The following is a 16,740-nucleotide window of genomic DNA, read 5'->3' on the forward strand; positions in this document are numbered from 1 at the left end:
AATGATGGCAGGACCCTTTAAAATAGGTGTCGATGATGACACCGGCGCAGATCTGGGCTTTGTGCTCAGCTGTCTTGCGCTTGGCATGATCACGATGGAAGAGCTCCACATGTGGATCCATCACGTGATTGCACAAACGCCCGGCGGCGACGTACCACCGCATTTGGTGGCACTGCTTGCACTGCAAAAACCCGCAAGCGTATTCCGCCCGAATGAGGCAGTGATGCGCCGCATCCCACACGACCCATTCATCACCGACGACCGTTTTGACGCAATGCTGGGGCTACAGTTCTTCTTGCGCCGCGACAAAACCCAAGCCGTCGACATCACACAGGCCGAGGCAGAAGACGCCCTACGCCGGAACCCAGAAGTGGCTGACCGCTTCTTTGCCCTATTTCCATTCTTGATGGAGAAAGTTGCCTAAATGGACTTTGCGACCCTCTTGCAGATGCTAGACGCGACTTTGCGTCTAGCGACCCCGCTTTTGTTGGCCTGTTTGGCTGGCCTATATTCCGAGCGGGCCGGGATTTTCGACATCGGGCTAGAGGGCAAGATGCTGGCGGCGGCGTTTATGTCGGCAGCGATTGCATCTGTCACAGGCGACGTTTGGCTGGGACTATTGGCAGGCATCGGTGCATCGATGCTGCTGTCTGGTATTCACGGGTTGGCCTCGATCACGTTCCGTGGAAACCAATTGATTTCCGGGGTCGCGATTAACTTTCTTGCGGCGGGCTTGACGGTCGTTATCGCGCAAAGCTGGTTTAAACAGGGTGGTCGTACACCGCAATTGGCTGGTGATGCGCGTTTTAACCCAATCGACCTGCCCTTCGCAGAACAGTTACGCGATGTGCCGGTGTTTGGAACGATCTATTACGAACTCATTTCGGGTCATACGATCCTTGTATATGTGGCGTTGCTGCTCGTCCCTGCAACATGGTGGATACTATATCGCACGCGCTTTGGTCTACGTCTGCGGGCCGTGGGTGAAAACCCTGCCGCTGTTGATACCGCAGGTGTTTCGGTTATCGGCCTACGCTTTGCGGCTGTTGCGATCTGTGGCGTGCTTTGTGGTATTGCTGGCGCGTATCTGGCGACAGCACTGCAAGCGGGCTTTACCAAAGACATGAGCGCTGGTCGTGGCTATATCGCTTTGGCCGCGCTTATCTTTGCAAAATGGCGCCCATGGTACGCGCTGTATTCGTGCCTGTTGTTCGGTTTCCTTCAGGCGATGGCGCTGCGGTCCGACGTTGTTGAAAACGTCATTGGCTTTGCGTTGAACAACCAACTGCTGGACGTACTACCGTTTATCCTCGTGGTTATTCTGACTGGTTTCGTCGGCAAGGCCGCTGGCCCCAAAGCAGGGGGGCAAGCCTATGTCAAAGAACGCTAAGGCGCTTGCTGACCAAATTCGCGGCATCGCTGGCGATGCACCCGTCCAGATAGGTCTGATCCTCGGATCGGGCCTTGGGCACATTGCAGACACTGTTGACGGCGTCGCGATCCCTTATGGCGACCTACCCGGTTTTCCACACGCGGGCGTGTCCGGACATAACCCCAACCTTGTGATCGGTGATATCGAGGGCGTGCGTGTTGCCGTCTTTGGTGGCCGCGCGCATTATTACGAAAACGGCAAAGCCGACGCCATGCGCCTCCCGCTTGAGGTATTGCGCGAACTTGGTGCGGATCGCGTGATCGCCACCAATGCTGCCGGTTCGATGCAGGCTGACATGCCGACCGGGTCCATCATGTGCCTGTCCGACCATATCAACTTTTCCGGACTGAACCCGCTGATCGGTGAACCAACTGACGCACGCTTTGTCCCGATGAAAGACGCCTACGACCCTGAAATCCGTGCGGCGCTACGCAAGGCTGCGGACACGGCAGATGTCGAAATGCCCGATGGCATTTACGCGTGGTATTCAGGCCCATCGTTCGAAACCCCTGCAGAAATTCGGGCAATCAAATTGCTTGGCGCTGATGCCGTGGGCATGTCCACTGTGCCAGAGGTTATCCTTGCGCGTTTCCTTGGGCTAAAGGCTGCCGCGATTTCGACGATCACCAACATGGCAGCCGGGATGAGCGACGAGAACATCAGCCACGAGCACACCAAGGCCATGGCCCCCATCGGCGCGGCCAAGCTAGAAAAGGTTCTGCGCGGGTATTTAAAGGCGCAGGCCTAGGTCTGCATACCCCTTACAAAATCGGCAATTCAGCACCTCGCATGCATTAAATTTGTGCGACCGTTTGACACTCCGGCGGTAAACGGTTTTGGTGTGTGTACAGGCACAAACGCCCGGATCAGTTCATGCAAGTTTACCTTCCCATCGCCGAAGTATCGGTGAACGCTTTTCTTCTGTTAGGGATCGGCGGATTAGTCGGGATTTTGTCGGGAATGTTTGGCGTTGGAGGCGGGTTCTTGATCACGCCACTTCTGTTTTTTATCGGCATCCCACCAGCCGTAGCCGTCGCAACAAGCACGAACCAAGTTGTCGCTTCGTCGTTTTCCGCCCTGCTTGCCCATCTCAAACGCAAAACTGTCGATATGGTGATGGGAACGGTGCTGCTTGTTGGCGGACTCATTGGGTCTGCGCTTGGGGTATTGTTATTTAGCTACCTGCGATCACTGGGACAGGTCGATCTGCTTGTTCAGCTTTGTTATGTGCTGTTCCTTGGCGTGATCGGCGCGTTGATGTTTGTCGAAAGCCTGAATGCAATTCGCCGTGCGAATAAACCGGGTGCGCATATTACACGTCGCAAGCATGGTTGGGTACATAACCTGCCCATCAAGATGAAATTTCGGGTGTCGGGGCTTTATATCTCGGTCATTCCGCCAGTTCTTGTGGGGATGTTCGTTGGTGTCCTTGCCGCGATCATGGGCGTTGGTGGCGGGTTCATCATGGTCCCCGCGATGATCTATTTGCTAGGCATGCCTACCAAGGTCGTGATCGGCACATCGCTGTTTCAAATCATCTTTGTTGCGGGCTTTACGACAGTTTTACATGCGACGACCAACCACTCAGTTGACGTAGTACTGGCCCTACTTCTGCTGATCGGCGGCGTCATTGGCGCCCAATTTGGCACCCGCCTTGGCGTTCGCATGAAGGCGGAACAGCTGCGCATTCTTTTGGCAACGCTGGTGTTGGGGGTCTGCCTAAAGCTAGCAATTGATCTGTTGATCAAACCGACCGAACTTTATTCGTTGACGGCGGGAATGTGATGATCCGGATTATAGCATTCCTACTAATCTGCGCCCTGCCCGCTCATGCGGAAGAAGAAATCGTGCTTGGCCTATCACAGGATCAAGTCGCAATCACCGCGACATTCGAAGGATCCGATATCCTCGTGTTTGGCGCTGTAAAACGTGAAACCCCCATCCCCGACAAAAGCGAACTTGGCGTCATTGTCACGATCGCAGGGCCAGATCAGCCCGTCGATATCTGGCGCAAAGACCGTCGTGTTGGAATTTGGGTCAACACCGATGAGGTAGAGGTCGACGCGGCACCGTCATTCTATGCAGTCGCAACATCCGCACCGATGCGCGACGTGCTGCATCACGTCGAAGACCTGCAATACCGCATTACAACCCCCCGCACGATCAAGGCGATTGGCGGTCAGGTCAGCGACAGCGTCGCCTTTATGAACGCCCTGATCCGCATTCGCACAGACGAAGGATTATACCAGCGTCTTGAGGGCGCGATTGACCTTGAAGAGGACACGCTGTTTCGGACTGCGATTACGTTGCCCGCGAACTTGACCGAAGGGACCTACGAGGCGCGTATATTTCTAACCCGCAATGGTCGTGTGATCGACGAATACCGAACCGAAATCCCGGTGCGCAAGGTCGGGTTAGAGCGTTGGTTATATAACCTCGCCCACAATTACGCCCTGCTGTACGGGCTGATGTCGCTGGCAATCGCTGTTGGCGCAGGTTGGGGTGCCTCGGCGATCTTTGGGATGTTGCGCCGCTAACCGCGCCCGATATGTGGCATCTTCGTTGCCATCACCATCATCGACTGGACGTTCGCCTCTGCGGGAAGCGAGGCCATGTGATAAACAGACCGCGCCACATCTTCGACAGCCATCGTTGGCAAAGGATCTAGCCCTTGTGCGGCACGCGCTTTTTCCAGGTTTTGCACCATCTCGGTACGAGCATTGCCGATATCGATTTGACCGCAAGCAATATTAAAAGCCCGCCCATCAAGGCTAATCGTTTTCGTTAGGCCAGATACACCATGTTTCGTGGTCGTATAGCAGATCGACCCTTCGCGCGGGGTGTAGGCAGAAATCGAACCGTTGTTGATGATCCGCCCACCTTGTGGCGTTTGGTGGCGCATCTGCCGGAACGCGGCACGCGCACATAGAAACATGCCCGTTAGGTTCACGTCGATCACCTGCTGCCAATCCGACAGCGCGATTTCGTCGATGGTTGTCTGCGGACCAAACATGCCAGCGTTGTTAAACAACACATCCAAATGCCCGAAATCTGCAAACGCGGCATCAACCACTGCCTCATCCGTCACGTCGCAGGGCAAGTGCACCGCCTTAGCATGGTCAATTTCCGCTAGCGCATCCGCGCGACGCGCGATTAGGCCAACACGCCAACCGTTGTTTAGGAAATGTTCAGCTGTGACGCGCCCAATACCACTGCTGGCGCCAGTAATCATGATTGTCTTCATGGTTCCTCACTTGTCAGTTCTAGGGGCGCGGCTGGGACTTCAAGGTCGTCAACGCGCAGCACGCCATCTGGCCGTGCCAAACGGTTTCGAACGACCCAACGCAGCTGCGTTTCCGCACGGGTAATTGCAACATAGGCTAACCGCTTCCACAACGGCTGTCCTGCCTCGACGCGGCCCATACGGCTGGCCGCGTAAATATCAGGGGCAAAGACCTGCACCGTGTCCCATTGCGAACCCTGCGCCTTGTGAATGGTAACGGCTGCACCATGAAGGAACGTGGCCCCCATACGGGCAGCAAAGGGGATAAACGGCTCTTCATCGCCTTCTTGTTCGATTTTGACGATGCTTGCTGCGCTGACCTGTGGGTCCTCTGCGCCCATCACATGCAAGCGGGAAAACCCAGGTTTGCGTCCGGGCCCAAGGTAGATCACTTGCGCGCCCTTGATCAGGCCGCGCGCCTCTAGGTCCAACCGCTTTTTGCGGTGTTTCATCGGAAGTTCGATACCATCGCAAATCAGCGGCTCGCCCGGTAGCAATTCGTCATGAGGGGCACCGAACGCAGACCGAAATGCGTGGATCAGACGAATACGGGTGGCGTTGCGCCAGACCAGACAGGGGGAACGTGCCATCAAATCGGCCTCGACCCTTTGGGCCATCACGACACGTTCATCTGTTTTTGACGCCTCTTCGACCATGCGCTCAAACGCATAGAAATCGAGCTGCGGATCAGCCAAAGCATGCGCCAGATCAAGGATCGGGTTGCCCGCGTCCTGCCGGTGGATACGGTTCAACGTTAGAACGCGCTTTTCCGGCAGGGTTTCAAATACCATCCCGCCAGACGACTGAACCGGGGGTAACTGCGCCGGATCGCCAAACAGGATCAGGGTCGGGAAAATCTCTTGCAGGTCTTCGAACTGCTTACTGTCCAGCATCGAGCTTTCATCAACAAAGCCGATATCCAACGCTTCTTCGCGCCGTTTCCAACCCGTAATAAAATCACTGCCACGCAGACCAGCGGCCGCCAGTGCCGCAGGAATGGATTTGTTAACTTGATAAGACGCAAAGGCGCGATCAAGCGCGACATCTGTCAGGCCTTCGATTTCGGGGCGCTCACCCTGCCCGGCCAGCCATTCCGCCACCTTTTCATATTCTGGATCATAGACCGGGGTATAAAGAATCCGGTGGATCGTCGTCGCGGGAACGCCACGGTTTCGCAGCACGCTCGCGGCCTTGTTGGTCGGTGCCAAAATCGCCAGTGTTCGGCGGTCTTTGCGTTTGCGGCCTTCCCAATCGCCAGAAATGACGTCAACGCCCGCTTCTTCCAATGCTTTATAGAGCTTGGCCAACAGCATGGTCTTGCCCGATCCAGCCTTGCCAATCACGGCCATCACTGACGACTTGTCAGACGCGGGCGCCATAAGCAGGCTATCGTCTAAATCCACGCCGGATTGGCGCAGGGCGGTCGCGACGTTATCCCAAGCCTCGGCCTGATCGTCTGAAAATGTGATGACTGGTGCGTTCATGCCGCGACAGTACCTGTACCGTCGCGGCGGGACCAGTGGATTAGGCCACCTTTTGCATCTGCTGAATTGACCGCCCGAAAGAAAGATCGAACCAGCTTTCTGACACGTCAGAAGAAACCTCTGCACGGCGTAGAACACGGACGCGATCTTCTGGCCGGTATGCCCATAATCCAACGCTAATCTTATCGCGGCCTTCGCCTGAACTACCCAACACTTCGGGCGATGCGCCAATCATCGAATAGATTCTGACCATCCGCGGATCAAAAACCCCCAATAAATGAGTTAACGAAAACGCACGCATCAATTCTCCTCCCGCCAACATCATGGCTGCCGCGACCCGTGGGGTTGCCTGCTGACCTAAAACAAAACGCGTGCATTCCCAGATAAAGGGGCTTTCGATTCTTTCGCCCTTTAACAATTCGCTAAAGTGATCATTAACCATCGTGCGTTCTGACGTCGGCAAAAACCGCATTGAGCCGCCATGCGTGCCATCCGCGTTTTCCCAAACGACGTAAAGCGGGTTCATCGCATCGTATTCGTCCCGCTCCCATCCATTTTCATCGACGGTCACCGCCCACTTTAGTCGTTCAGCGAATTGCGTCGCGCGGTCACGGTGCATTGTATCTTGGAGTACGGGAAATTTAGCTAAGTCATTCCCATAAATATAACGAAGCATTTTTGCTCCCCTCGAGCAGTTAATAATGTTCAGAGGGTAGAAGTCGGCACGCACCTAATTGCTTAATCGCGCGCCCTGCTTGTTAATTGGTTCTTAATGGAATGCTGCATTGCAGCGCTAACGTGATTCACGCCCCGGCCAACCGCCGCGCGCAGCCCGTGCAGCCCCGCCCAACACAATAAGCCCTTCGGCCACGGCGCGTGCGACCGCGTGGGTCGTGTTTGACGCGCCAAGCTTAAAACGCGCACTTTCAATATAGGCACGAAGCGTGTGTTCAGAGATATTAAGTAGCTCTGCCACCTGTGCCCGTGCATGCCCCATCCCTAGATAGGTTAACGCCTCAATTTCGCGTGGCGACAGTTGTCGAACGGGTTCCGGCTTGCGGCGACCCTCCAACTCCATGGCTTTGCGGTTCAGATAATGCGCAATCAAAATCCATTTGCGTTGGTTTTCGTTGGTAAAGCGTTCCCACTCTTCATCGCTTGTGCTGTGGGTTGCGGTTAACAACGCCAGTTGGCCATTTGGGCCGCGAATTGGAAACGAGAACCCCTGCGTGCCTACGCCATACGTGATCGCTTCTTTGCGAAATGTTTGGGCCGCACGCGATGACCAGTCCAGCTGCTTCCAGTCAACCGGATGAAAGCGTTGAAAGGTTCCGATCACGACTGGATCGATGCGAATATAGTCTTGCTCGATGTAGCGCTGGACCCAAACTGGGTCATAGGTGCCAAATCCGTATTGCTCACCATCTGCGCTTAGCCAGTGATAGACGACGTGTTCAACTTTGAATTCATCCCGCAAACGCACGATCAAATCTTGAATTTCATCAAGCGCGCCTGCTTGCTCCAGCGTTTGGAGAAAACTGTCGAGTTCCAGGACTGTCCCCCTGTGTCAAATGACACGTTTCTTCGACCAAACGCTCGATTTCTGCCGAGGCGATGATCGTCGTATTTTCAAGCTGCGCTTCCAACATCGGTAGGTCATGCGTGTTCGCAAAGCGTTTTAAATCGGCGAGTACGTCGATGATCCATTCGTGTCCCATTCACATGTCTCTTCTAATCATTTTTGTTTTACTGACGGCAAGAGTATCCATGAATTTATGAAAGAATTATTCATACCTTCATACTCCCCAATAATAGTGAGTAGACGTATTGCGTTTTAAAATCATTGCGATAGCAAAAAGGCGCTACCGTTTCCGGTAACGCCTTTTCTTCTTTTTTAAGCGAATTCACGCGTTATTTTTTTGATGCCTCGACGGTATCTTCAAAAGTACGCAATCCGTTCTTTGGGGACTGGATAAGCACAGCCATATTGCCCGGCTTATGCTCATTGCGACGCATCTTACTGTGTGCTTCTGGCAACTCATCCCAAGTAAATACTTCGGACATGCAAGGATCCAAGCGACGTTCAATCATCAACTGGTTCGCAGCACTGGCCTGCTTAAGGTTAGCAAAGTGGCTGCCTTGCAAGCGTTTTTGGTGCATCCACATATAACGAACGTCGAAAGTCAGGTTATAGCCTGTTGTCCCCGCACAGATCACAACCATGCCGCCGCGCTTACACACGAATGTGGAAACTGGGAATGTTGCCTCGCCGGGGTGTTCAAATACGATATCGACGTTATTGCCTTTTCCAGTGATTTCCCAAATGGCTTTGCCGAACTTGCGGGTTTCATTAAACCATTCTTTATATTCTGGCGTATTCACTGTTGGCATTTGCCCCCAGCATTTAAAGTCATTCCGGTTAATGACCCCTTTAGCGCCCAATGACATGACAAAATCGCGTTTGGATTCATCGCTAATCACGCCGATAGCATTTGCGCCAGCCGTATTAATTAGCTGAATTGCATATGAACCCAGACCGCCGGATGCACCCCAAACCAAAACGTTTTGACCTGGCTTTAGCTCATGTGGATGGTGGCCGAATAGCATCCGATAAGCCGTTGCTAGTGTGAGCGTGTAGCACGCACCTTCTTCCCAAGTTAGATGCTTGGGGCGATGCATCAACTGCTGCGATTGTACACATGTGAACTGTGCAAATGATCCATCAGGTGTCTCATAGCCCCAAATTCGCTGGCTTTCAGAGTACATTGGATCACCACCGTTACACTCCTCATCATCGCCGTCATCTTGGTTGCAGTGGATGACAACTTCATCGCCAACTTTCCAGCGTTTGACCTTGTCACCAACGGCCCAAACGATACCGGACGCGTCGGAACCTGCGATGTGGAAATCTTCGCCGTGAACGTCAAACGGGCTGATCGGAACACCTAGGCCGGCCCAGATACCGTTGTAGTTAATGCCAGCTGCCATAACGAGAACCAGCACTTCGTGGCTGTCAGGCTTAGGCGTATCAACCACCTCTACCTGAAATGCCTTATCAGGTTCACCGTGGCGTTCGCGGCGAATTGTCCATGCGTACATTTGATCGGGCACGTGACCGACGGGCGGCAGTTCACCGACCTCATATAGCGCCTTTTTCGGTGCTGTTGCGGGTGCATTCTGGTCTAGGGCCATGTCGGTCTCCATCACTGAAAATCCATTTGTTGCTGCGCCGCAGAATCGACGCTCTGACTGATGGATAATATTCAGCACGCAACTTTGCAACCTCATGAGGTTCACTTTTGTAATAATATGTCCGCGGCGTCGCAGCGTAACTTTGCTGAAATCGCAAAATTGCGTCAAAAGATCGCGCACAGCCAACCAGCGCAGGCGCATTTGACGCCTGCGAAAACCGTTCAAGTCGTGTGGTTGGTTAGTTGTTTAGGTGGTGTGCGATCGAATTCGCGTAATAGGCCAGAATGTCCTGTCCTGTTTCCACGGTGCGAATACTGTCGCCATCCAGCACAACCACGTCCCGTGCTGCCAAACGCTCAAGTGCTTCCTCTGCAATGACAGCAGGATCGCGACGCGGCAGAGGCATCCGCCCAGATTTTAGCTGGGTCAGCTTTTCTGTAATTCGTGCAATTAGCGCAGCTTTGCTATCCACGTTGTCATACATCAAAGTATGCGCAACGATTGGCACGCCAAGCACGGGAATAACCTGTGCGATACGCGACATCAGCTCTTGGGCAACTCCATCGGTCAAATCACCGCTCACCGCGTCACGAAACTTTGACAGCTCAAGCGGATCGCCAAAGCTGACCGATGCAGTACCAAATGAACTGAACCGCCGCGTGATGCGGAGCCATACATGCCGACCTACTCGACGCGCAACGTGCCAAAACGGTGGTCTAAATTTACGTGTGCCTGATTTATCAGCGGCAATCAGGATCGTGTCTTCCAACACACGGTCATAGTTAATTGCGACGGGAACAAAGATAACTTCGCGCTGCTCGGGATCGAAATCTTCGATAATATAGTTCAGCAGCCCCACGCGCGGCGCAGCCATCTGCCCCGTAAGACTTAGCCCGCCTTCAGGAAAAACAGCCTGACTAACACCTCCGCGCGTCGCCATTTGCACGTATCGCGCAAGAACTTTACGATACAACGCACCCCGCGACTTGCGCCGAATAAAGTAGGCACCCATCGCACGGATGATCGGCGATAACGGCCAGACGCGGGCCCATTCGCCCACTGCATATGACAATGCGCCAGCATTTGCCGCCAGATAGGTAACAAGCACGTAATCCATGTTGCTGCGGTGGTTGATGACAAACACAACGGCGGCGTCCGGATCGATTTCTGCGAGTCGTTTACGGTCAAACGTCCCCAGCCGAATACGATAAAGCGACTTTGAAAGCCAACGTGCCAACCTGATTCCAATGCTGAAATATGCGGTCGCTGAAAACGAAGGCACGATTTCACGCGCGTACCCCTTGGCCCTTTCAAAGGCGACGTTTTCGGGAACGTTTTCTTTGCGGGCGTATTCAACAATGGCCTTGGTTACTTCGGGGTCATAGATCAGCCGTTGGATCATGTCGTAACGACGCGCAAGCTTGAACGGCTCGATCGGACGCTGAAGGCGTTGATTTACCCGAGCAATGACCCTTTCAGCACGTTTACGAAAGAACCAGCGCACGGATGGAAATAGGAAATGCGACGCGAACGTCACTGCTGCAAACAGGACAATTAGGGCAAAGGCCCACAGCGGCATTGAAACGGTTTGCGTCATTGCGCGAACCTGACAGGGAAACGACCTGACGTAAATCCCATCATGCCGCAACGCAGCGAATTGACAGCGCCACAAAATATCGGATAATAAATCACGAACGCAATAAAATTGCGCAACAGAACCAGAGGACCCGATATGTCGCAGACGCAGAAAGACCGCCCATGGCTATTTCGCACCTATGCTGGCCACTCGACGGCTGCAGCATCAAATGCGCTGTATCGCGGCAACCTCGCAAAGGGTCAGACCGGCCTGTCAGTCGCTTTTGATCTACCAACGCAAACTGGCTACGATAGCGACCACGTGCTTGCCAAAGGCGAAGTCGGCAAAGTTGGCGTGCCCGTCAGCCATCTGGGCGATATGCGGGCCTTGTTTAACGACATCCCGCTTGATCAGATGAACACCTCGATGACGATCAACGCGACGGCACCATGGCTACTGTCGCTTTATATTGCCGTTGCCGAAGAACAAGGCGCGGACATCAGCGCCCTTCAAGGCACCGTTCAAAACGACATCATCAAAGAATACTTGTCGCGCGGCACATATATTTGCCCGCCCGAACCGTCCCTGCGGATGATCACAGATGTGGCGGCCTATACCCGCGAGCACCTGCCCAAATGGAACCCGATGAACGTATGTTCCTATCATCTGCAAGAGGCCGGAGCGACGCCTGAAGAAGAATTGGCCTTTGCCTTGGCGACAGCCACCGCCGTGTTGGACGACCTGAAAGGCAAAGTACCCGCCGAACACTTCCCAGCGATGGTTGGTCGCATATCTTTCTTTGTGAACGCGGGTATCCGGTTCGTGACTGAGCTGTGCAAAATGCGTGCCTTTGTCGAACTATGGGATGAAATCTGCGCGACCCGTTATGGGGTGGAGGACGCAAAGTATCGTCGTTTCCGTTATGGTGTTCAGGTCAACTCACTTGGGCTGACCGAACAGCAGCCAGAAAACAACGTTTACCGTATCTTGCTCGAAACGCTGGCGGTCACATTGTCGAAAAACGCCCGTGCACGCGCCGTACAGCTACCAGCATGGAACGAAGCATTGGGTCTACCCCGCCCATGGGATCAGCAATGGTCACTACGGATGCAACAAATCTTGGCCTATGAAACCGACTTACTTGAATTCGACGACCTGTTCGACGGCAACCCAGCCATCGACCGCAAGGTGAACGCACTCAAAGAAGGTGCGCGCGCTGAACTTGCCCAGATCGACGGGATGGGCGGCGCTGTTGGGGCGATCGGCTATATGAAATCGCGGCTCGTCGAAAGCAACGCTTCGCGAATCGCCGGGATCGAAAATGGCGATACAACCGTCGTTGGCGTGAACAAATGGCAAGCAGGAGAGCCATCACCGCTTACCGCCGGGGATGACGCGATCATGGTTGCAGACCCCGAAGCCGAGGCAGACCAACTGCGCCGATTGAGCGATTGGAAAGCAAACCGTGACAACAAAGCCGTTGCGAGTGCGCTTGCTGACCTACGTGCGGCAGCACAGGACGGCAGCAACATGATGCCGCCATCCATCGCTTGCGCACGTGCTGGGGTTACAACAGGCGAGTGGGCAGATGTTATCCGCTCTGTCTTTGGGCAGTACCGCGCACCAACTGGCGTTAGTCAGAACCAGTCCAACCGCACAGAAGGCTTGGACGACCTGCGTGAACAGGTTGATCTGGTCAGCGCGGCACTCGGGCGGCGTTTGAAATTTCTTGTCGGAAAACCGGGACTTGATGGTCACTCGAACGGCGCCGAGCAAATCGCGACACGCGCGCGCGATTGTGGCATGGACATATCCTATGAGGGCATCCGGCTGACACCAGATGAGATCATCGAGGCCGCTCGCGAAAGTCAGGCGCATGTCATCGGGCTGTCGATCTTGTCAGGTTCACACCTTCCGCTCGTTCGGGACGTGATGGCAAAACTTGCCGCCGCTGACCTGCAACATATTCCGGTCATTGTCGGCGGGATTGTTCCCGAAGACGACGCCGAAGCGCTACGCGCAATTGGGGTCGCAAATGTCTATACGCCGAAGGATTTTGAGCTGAACGTAATCATGGCAGACATCATCAATTTGGTGGACGCACGTCTCATCGCCGCAGAGTAATAAGGTTAATCCTGACAATTGTACTTTTGTATAGCAGTCGTTCGTTTTCTATGTCCCTGCCAACACAACCGATGCTAGCACGCGGCAAATGTAAAGGAGACCTCTATGAACCTCGATCTAACATCAATGTCACGGGCTGCCCTTGAAACACTGAAGTCCGATGTTGAATCTGCATTGGTCGAAGTCGCGGAAAAGGAGAAACAGGCTGCACGGGACGCCGCTGAAAAAGCCGTCGCTGCATTCGGCTACTCGCTTGCGGATATTACTGGCAATAGCCTTAAGGGACGCAAGGGCGGTGCAAAGTCACTTTCTTCGCCAAAGTACCGCAACCCAGAAAATGCTGAGCAAACATGGACAGGCAAAGGCCGCCAACCACAGTGGTTCAAAGCTGCAATAGCGACTGGTCAGTCTCCTGACGCGATGGAAATCTAAAACAGGCTCTGCATTCGGCTCTCCCCCTTTGCGTACAAGCGGCCTAAACTGTGCGCAAATGGATAAGGAGACAAACATGACAGTCCACATCGGCGCCGAAAAAGGCGACATTGCCCCAACTGTCCTCATGCCCGGTGACCCTTACCGCGCAAAGTGGGCAGCGGAGACCTTTCTAACAGACGTACGCTGCATCAACGAGGTGCGTGGCATGCTGGGCTTCACGGGCACTTGGAACGGCCACCCCGTGACCATCCAAGGTTCCGGCATGGGGATGCCATCGCTCTCTATCTATGCGAATGAGCTGATCAAAGAATATGACGCGCAAACCTTGATCCGGATCGGGTCTTGCGGCGGTATGCAGGAACACGTCGGCATCCGCGATGTTATCCTTGCGATGACAGCATCCACGCTCTCCACCCCCTCGCGCGGCATCTTCAAAGAGCTGAACTTTGCGCCCTGCGCTGACTACGGTCTGCTTGCCGCCGCGCACAAGGCTGCCCAAACGAAAGACGTTCCAACACATGTCGGCGGCATCTATTCGTCTGATGTATTCTATGACGAACGGCCAGACCTGAACGAACAGATGGTGCGCCATGGCATTCTGGGCGTCGAAATGGAAGCGGCCGAGCTTTACAACCTTGCCGCCCGCTACGGTCGCCGTGCGCTTGCGGTGCTGACAGTTAGCGACCACCTAATCACACACGAAGCCCTGCCAGCCGAAGACCGCGAAAAATCGTTCGGTGACATGGTCGAAATCGCGCTTGAGGCGGCGTTCGCCTAAGCGCCGTGACTACGGTCGTATTTATTCTTTGCAGGCGGCACCCAACGATCAAGGGTGCCGTCAGCAGGACGCAGCACTTCCATCTCTAACGGATAGCAAGCAGCGGCATCACTCGAATGCTCAGCACTGCAATCACCGCCAGGACATGCGCTTAGCACTGCAAGCAGATCAATCTCGGCGAACATTTCAATATAGTCACCGGGACGCACTGGGCTGGCTTTCATAAAGTACTGGCCAGTGTCGCGGGTGAACCCGGTGCACATAAACACGTTCAATACATCATGCACATGTAGCTCTGCCTCAGCCAGCGAAAGCCCCACATGCGCAGCCAAGGCACGCGTCAAATTTGAATGGCAGCAATGGTGATAGTCCTCACCAGACAAAAGCCGCCCAGTATAGGGATCACAGCGCGTGCCAATCACATCATGCACAGAGCCCCCATATTGATCGATCCCGTACCAGTTTAACGTATCATGCGTAATTGTCGCCATCGGGCGCATGCTCGGAAAAGATGACCAAAGCCTGTCACCCGTGGTGACGTGCGTCCCATGCAAAGCCCGCGTTTTCCCCGAATAGAACCGCTCTGACAAATCATTAGCGTTGAACAGGTTCAGGTCCCCGACTTGGGGGGCCCCGACCGAATGTATGCGCATGAAATGTCCCCTAGGGATCACAATAGTGGCCGCCTCACGCGACAGCACAGTCACGCCCGCGGTCGGCGTCAGCTTTTCGCGCGCAGCCCCATAAATCGCCATATCCGGTAAGGGCAGCGTTTTGGTCGGGTAACAAATAACAGGCCGCGCGGCGCGGCGCTTTTCGGCGTCAACGGGTATTGTATTCATGACGAAAGCAAACAGCATTCAAGGCAAGAGGCAAGCAAAAACGGCTCCCTTTCTGTTCCCATCCCCTTTTCCGGGGGCAAAAAGGAGTCGAATGGTTAATTTTTGAACCTACCCAACAGACGCTCAATTGGATTTCGCCGTTGTCGCCTGATCTTTTCCTGTTCCGTCGTAACATTCGCAGGACACCAAAGCTCATCAGAGAGGGCGTAATCATCTGCGACCCAATCAATCAATTGGGAAACGTGCATGCTATCAATGTCAAACTCAAGGAAACGTGCATCAGGACGTTCTCCAAAGAAATCGCGAACTTGCTGATGATACACAGGTCTCAACCGACGCCAGGCTTGCTCTGTTTCAGCTTCTGACACGCCATATGCGGATCGGATACGATCAAAGAGAGACCCCCGCCCCTTTTTATTGCGCCCAAAATGCTTTTTGCGGGAACGCACCCATGCGTCCTCATCACGGGTGTTTAGCAAAAAGTAAGCGTCTGGATATGCATCAAAAAGTTCTCTGAAAAAGTAGTTTGCCTCGAGATAGAGTTTTCCGTCAGCATAACTGAACTCAGAGTACACATCATAGCTGTCGATCGTTGACAATATGGGAAGCCCGCTCAGGGCGTTGGTTGTGACAACTCCGGCCAAGAACCTACCATCTTCGAGATCCCAATGAACGGACCGATACCCGTTATTGGCAAAGAACTTGTGAATGGTCGTCGTCGCCGTTTTCGAGAAACCAATCACAAAAACCTTCGGACGACCATTTACAGTAACGTCAGACAACACGCTCAACCATCATGCCCTTGATGTGGGCAATGGCTTTGGCCGGGTTCAGCCCTTTAGGGCATGTCTTGGCACAGTTCATGATCGTGTGGCAGCGGTACAGTTTGAACGGATCTTCCAGATCATCCAAACGCTCGCCTGTTGCTTCATCTCGGCTGTCGATGATCCAACGGTACGCGTGCAACAAGGCCGCTGGGCCGAGGTAACGATCGCTGTTCCACCAGTAAGATGGGCAAGATGTCGAGCATGACGCACACATCACGCATTCATACAGGCCATCCAACTTTTTGCGGTCTTCAATCGACTGCTTCCACTCTTTCGCAGGGCGGTTCGTCTTTGTCTCAAGCCAAGGCATGATCGACGCGTGCTGTGCGTAGAAATGGGTCAGGTCAGGAATCAAATCCTTGATCACTGGCATGTGCGGCAGCGGGTAAATTTTCACGTCGCCTTTGATTTCGTCGAGGCCGTAAATACAGGCCAGTGTGTTGATCCCGTCGATGTTCATCGCACAAGAGCCACAGATACCTTCGCGGCAAGAGCGGCGGAAAGTCAGGGTTGGATCAATCTCGTTCTTGATCTTGATCAGAACGTCCAGAACCATCGGGCCGCAGGTGTCCATATCAACGAAATATGTGTCCAGCTGCGGGTTTTTGCCATCGTCTGGGTTCCAACGGTAAATCTGGACCTTACGCAGATTGGTTGCGCCGTCAGGCTTTGGCCATGTTTTCCCGACAGTCATGCGGGAGTTCTTAGGGAGTGTCAGTTGCACCATAGTGATGATCCTTCCGTCACGGACAGTATTGCCCGAAAAT

18 protein-coding genes are annotated in these 16,740 nt (G+C 54.0%); 8 read left to right on the plus strand and 10 right to left on the minus strand.

Annotation, left to right across the window (positions count from 1 at the left end):
- Position 1: 1 nt before the first annotated feature.
- The 5 genes from ACHUEV_RS10495 (at position 2) to ACHUEV_RS10515 (ending at position 3,969) form a co-directional block, all read left to right on the plus strand.
- Complete coding sequence (locus tag ACHUEV_RS10495) at positions 2-424, plus strand: hypothetical protein (protein WP_106354557.1); 423 nt, start codon at positions 2-4, stop codon at positions 422-424.
- A complete protein-coding gene (locus ACHUEV_RS10500) occupies positions 425-1,390 on the plus strand; it encodes an ABC transporter permease (protein ID WP_394179616.1) in 966 nt (321 codons plus the stop codon).
- On the plus strand, positions 1,374-2,180 hold the full coding sequence (locus ACHUEV_RS10505) for a purine-nucleoside phosphorylase (RefSeq protein WP_394179618.1): 807 nt from the start codon (positions 1,374-1,376) through the stop codon (positions 2,178-2,180). Before ACHUEV_RS10500 ends, ACHUEV_RS10505 begins: the two co-directional genes overlap by 17 nt.
- Positions 2,181-2,305: 125 nt before the next feature.
- Positions 2,306-3,217: a sulfite exporter TauE/SafE family protein gene (locus ACHUEV_RS10510; RefSeq protein ID WP_394179620.1), complete on the plus strand. Its 912-nt coding sequence runs from the start codon at positions 2,306-2,308 to the stop codon at positions 3,215-3,217.
- On the plus strand, positions 3,217-3,969 hold the full coding sequence (locus ACHUEV_RS10515; RefSeq protein WP_394179622.1) for a TIGR02186 family protein: 753 nt from the start codon (positions 3,217-3,219) through the stop codon (positions 3,967-3,969). The genes ACHUEV_RS10510 and ACHUEV_RS10515 overlap by 1 nt, the downstream gene beginning before the upstream one ends.
- On the opposite strand, the gene ACHUEV_RS10520 is transcribed toward ACHUEV_RS10515, so the two are convergent.
- The 7 genes from ACHUEV_RS10520 to ACHUEV_RS10550 form a co-directional block, all read right to left on the minus strand.
- Positions 3,966-4,676 (minus strand): SDR family oxidoreductase, encoded by a 711-nt coding sequence (locus ACHUEV_RS10520; protein ID WP_394179624.1) that lies wholly within the window; start codon positions 4,674-4,676, stop codon positions 3,966-3,968. The two genes, ACHUEV_RS10515 and ACHUEV_RS10520, sit on opposite strands and share 4 nt — an antisense overlap.
- Positions 4,673-6,199, minus strand: a complete 1,527-nt coding sequence (locus ACHUEV_RS10525; protein WP_394179626.1) for an ATP-dependent DNA helicase — start codon at positions 6,197-6,199, stop codon at positions 4,673-4,675. Before ACHUEV_RS10525 ends, ACHUEV_RS10520 begins: the two co-directional genes overlap by 4 nt.
- Before the next feature lie 40 nt (positions 6,200-6,239).
- A complete protein-coding gene (locus ACHUEV_RS10530; RefSeq protein ID WP_394179628.1) occupies positions 6,240-6,875 on the minus strand; it encodes an acyl-homoserine-lactone synthase in 636 nt (211 codons plus the stop codon).
- Between the two features lie 117 nt (positions 6,876-6,992).
- The gene (locus ACHUEV_RS10535) at positions 6,993-7,688 is read right to left on the minus strand and encodes a helix-turn-helix transcriptional regulator (protein WP_394179630.1); all 696 of its coding nucleotides are present in this window, start codon (positions 7,686-7,688) and stop codon (positions 6,993-6,995) included.
- A 13-nt stretch (positions 7,689-7,701) separates the two neighbouring features.
- The gene (locus tag ACHUEV_RS10540; RefSeq protein ID WP_394179632.1) at positions 7,702-7,917 is read right to left on the minus strand and encodes a hypothetical protein; all 216 of its coding nucleotides are present in this window, start codon (positions 7,915-7,917) and stop codon (positions 7,702-7,704) included.
- Between the two features lie 193 nt (positions 7,918-8,110).
- Positions 8,111-9,391, minus strand: coding sequence for a crotonyl-CoA carboxylase/reductase (gene ccrA / locus ACHUEV_RS10545; protein ID WP_394179634.1), 1,281 nt, complete (start codon positions 9,389-9,391; stop codon positions 8,111-8,113).
- A 238-nt stretch (positions 9,392-9,629) separates the two neighbouring features.
- Positions 9,630-10,988: a 1-acyl-sn-glycerol-3-phosphate acyltransferase gene (locus tag ACHUEV_RS10550; RefSeq protein WP_394179636.1), complete on the minus strand. Its 1,359-nt coding sequence runs from the start codon at positions 10,986-10,988 to the stop codon at positions 9,630-9,632.
- 108 nt (positions 10,989-11,096) lie between these two features.
- Here ACHUEV_RS10550 and ACHUEV_RS10555 point away from each other — a divergent pair, with 108 nt between their 5' ends.
- From ACHUEV_RS10555 to deoD, 3 genes are all read left to right on the plus strand, one after another.
- On the plus strand, positions 11,097-13,091 hold the full coding sequence (locus ACHUEV_RS10555) for a methylmalonyl-CoA mutase family protein (protein ID WP_394179638.1): 1,995 nt from the start codon (positions 11,097-11,099) through the stop codon (positions 13,089-13,091).
- A 105-nt stretch (positions 13,092-13,196) separates the two neighbouring features.
- Positions 13,197-13,523: an H-NS histone family protein gene (locus tag ACHUEV_RS10560; protein ID WP_394179640.1), complete on the plus strand. Its 327-nt coding sequence runs from the start codon at positions 13,197-13,199 to the stop codon at positions 13,521-13,523.
- 76 nt (positions 13,524-13,599) lie between these two features.
- Positions 13,600-14,304 (plus strand): purine-nucleoside phosphorylase, encoded by a 705-nt coding sequence (gene deoD / locus ACHUEV_RS10565; RefSeq protein WP_394179642.1) that lies wholly within the window; start codon positions 13,600-13,602, stop codon positions 14,302-14,304.
- Here the strand turns inward: deoD and ACHUEV_RS10570 are convergent.
- The 3 genes from ACHUEV_RS10570 to ACHUEV_RS10580 form a co-directional block, all read right to left on the minus strand.
- Complete coding sequence (locus ACHUEV_RS10570; RefSeq protein ID WP_394179644.1) at positions 14,301-15,146, minus strand: urea carboxylase-associated family protein; 846 nt, start codon at positions 15,144-15,146, stop codon at positions 14,301-14,303. The genes deoD and ACHUEV_RS10570 overlap by 4 nt on opposite strands.
- A gap of 95 nt (positions 15,147-15,241) precedes the next feature.
- Positions 15,242-15,931 (minus strand): sulfotransferase, encoded by a 690-nt coding sequence (locus ACHUEV_RS10575; protein ID WP_394180177.1) that lies wholly within the window; start codon positions 15,929-15,931, stop codon positions 15,242-15,244.
- Entirely contained in the window at positions 15,921-16,700 is a 780-nt protein-coding gene (locus ACHUEV_RS10580; RefSeq protein WP_394179646.1) for a succinate dehydrogenase iron-sulfur subunit, read from the minus strand. Before ACHUEV_RS10580 ends, ACHUEV_RS10575 begins: the two co-directional genes overlap by 11 nt.
- Positions 16,701-16,740: the final 40 nt, after the last annotated feature.

Source organism: Yoonia maritima (assembly GCF_043641945.1).
Taxonomy (GTDB): domain Bacteria; phylum Pseudomonadota; class Alphaproteobacteria; order Rhodobacterales; family Rhodobacteraceae; genus Yoonia; species Yoonia maritima_B.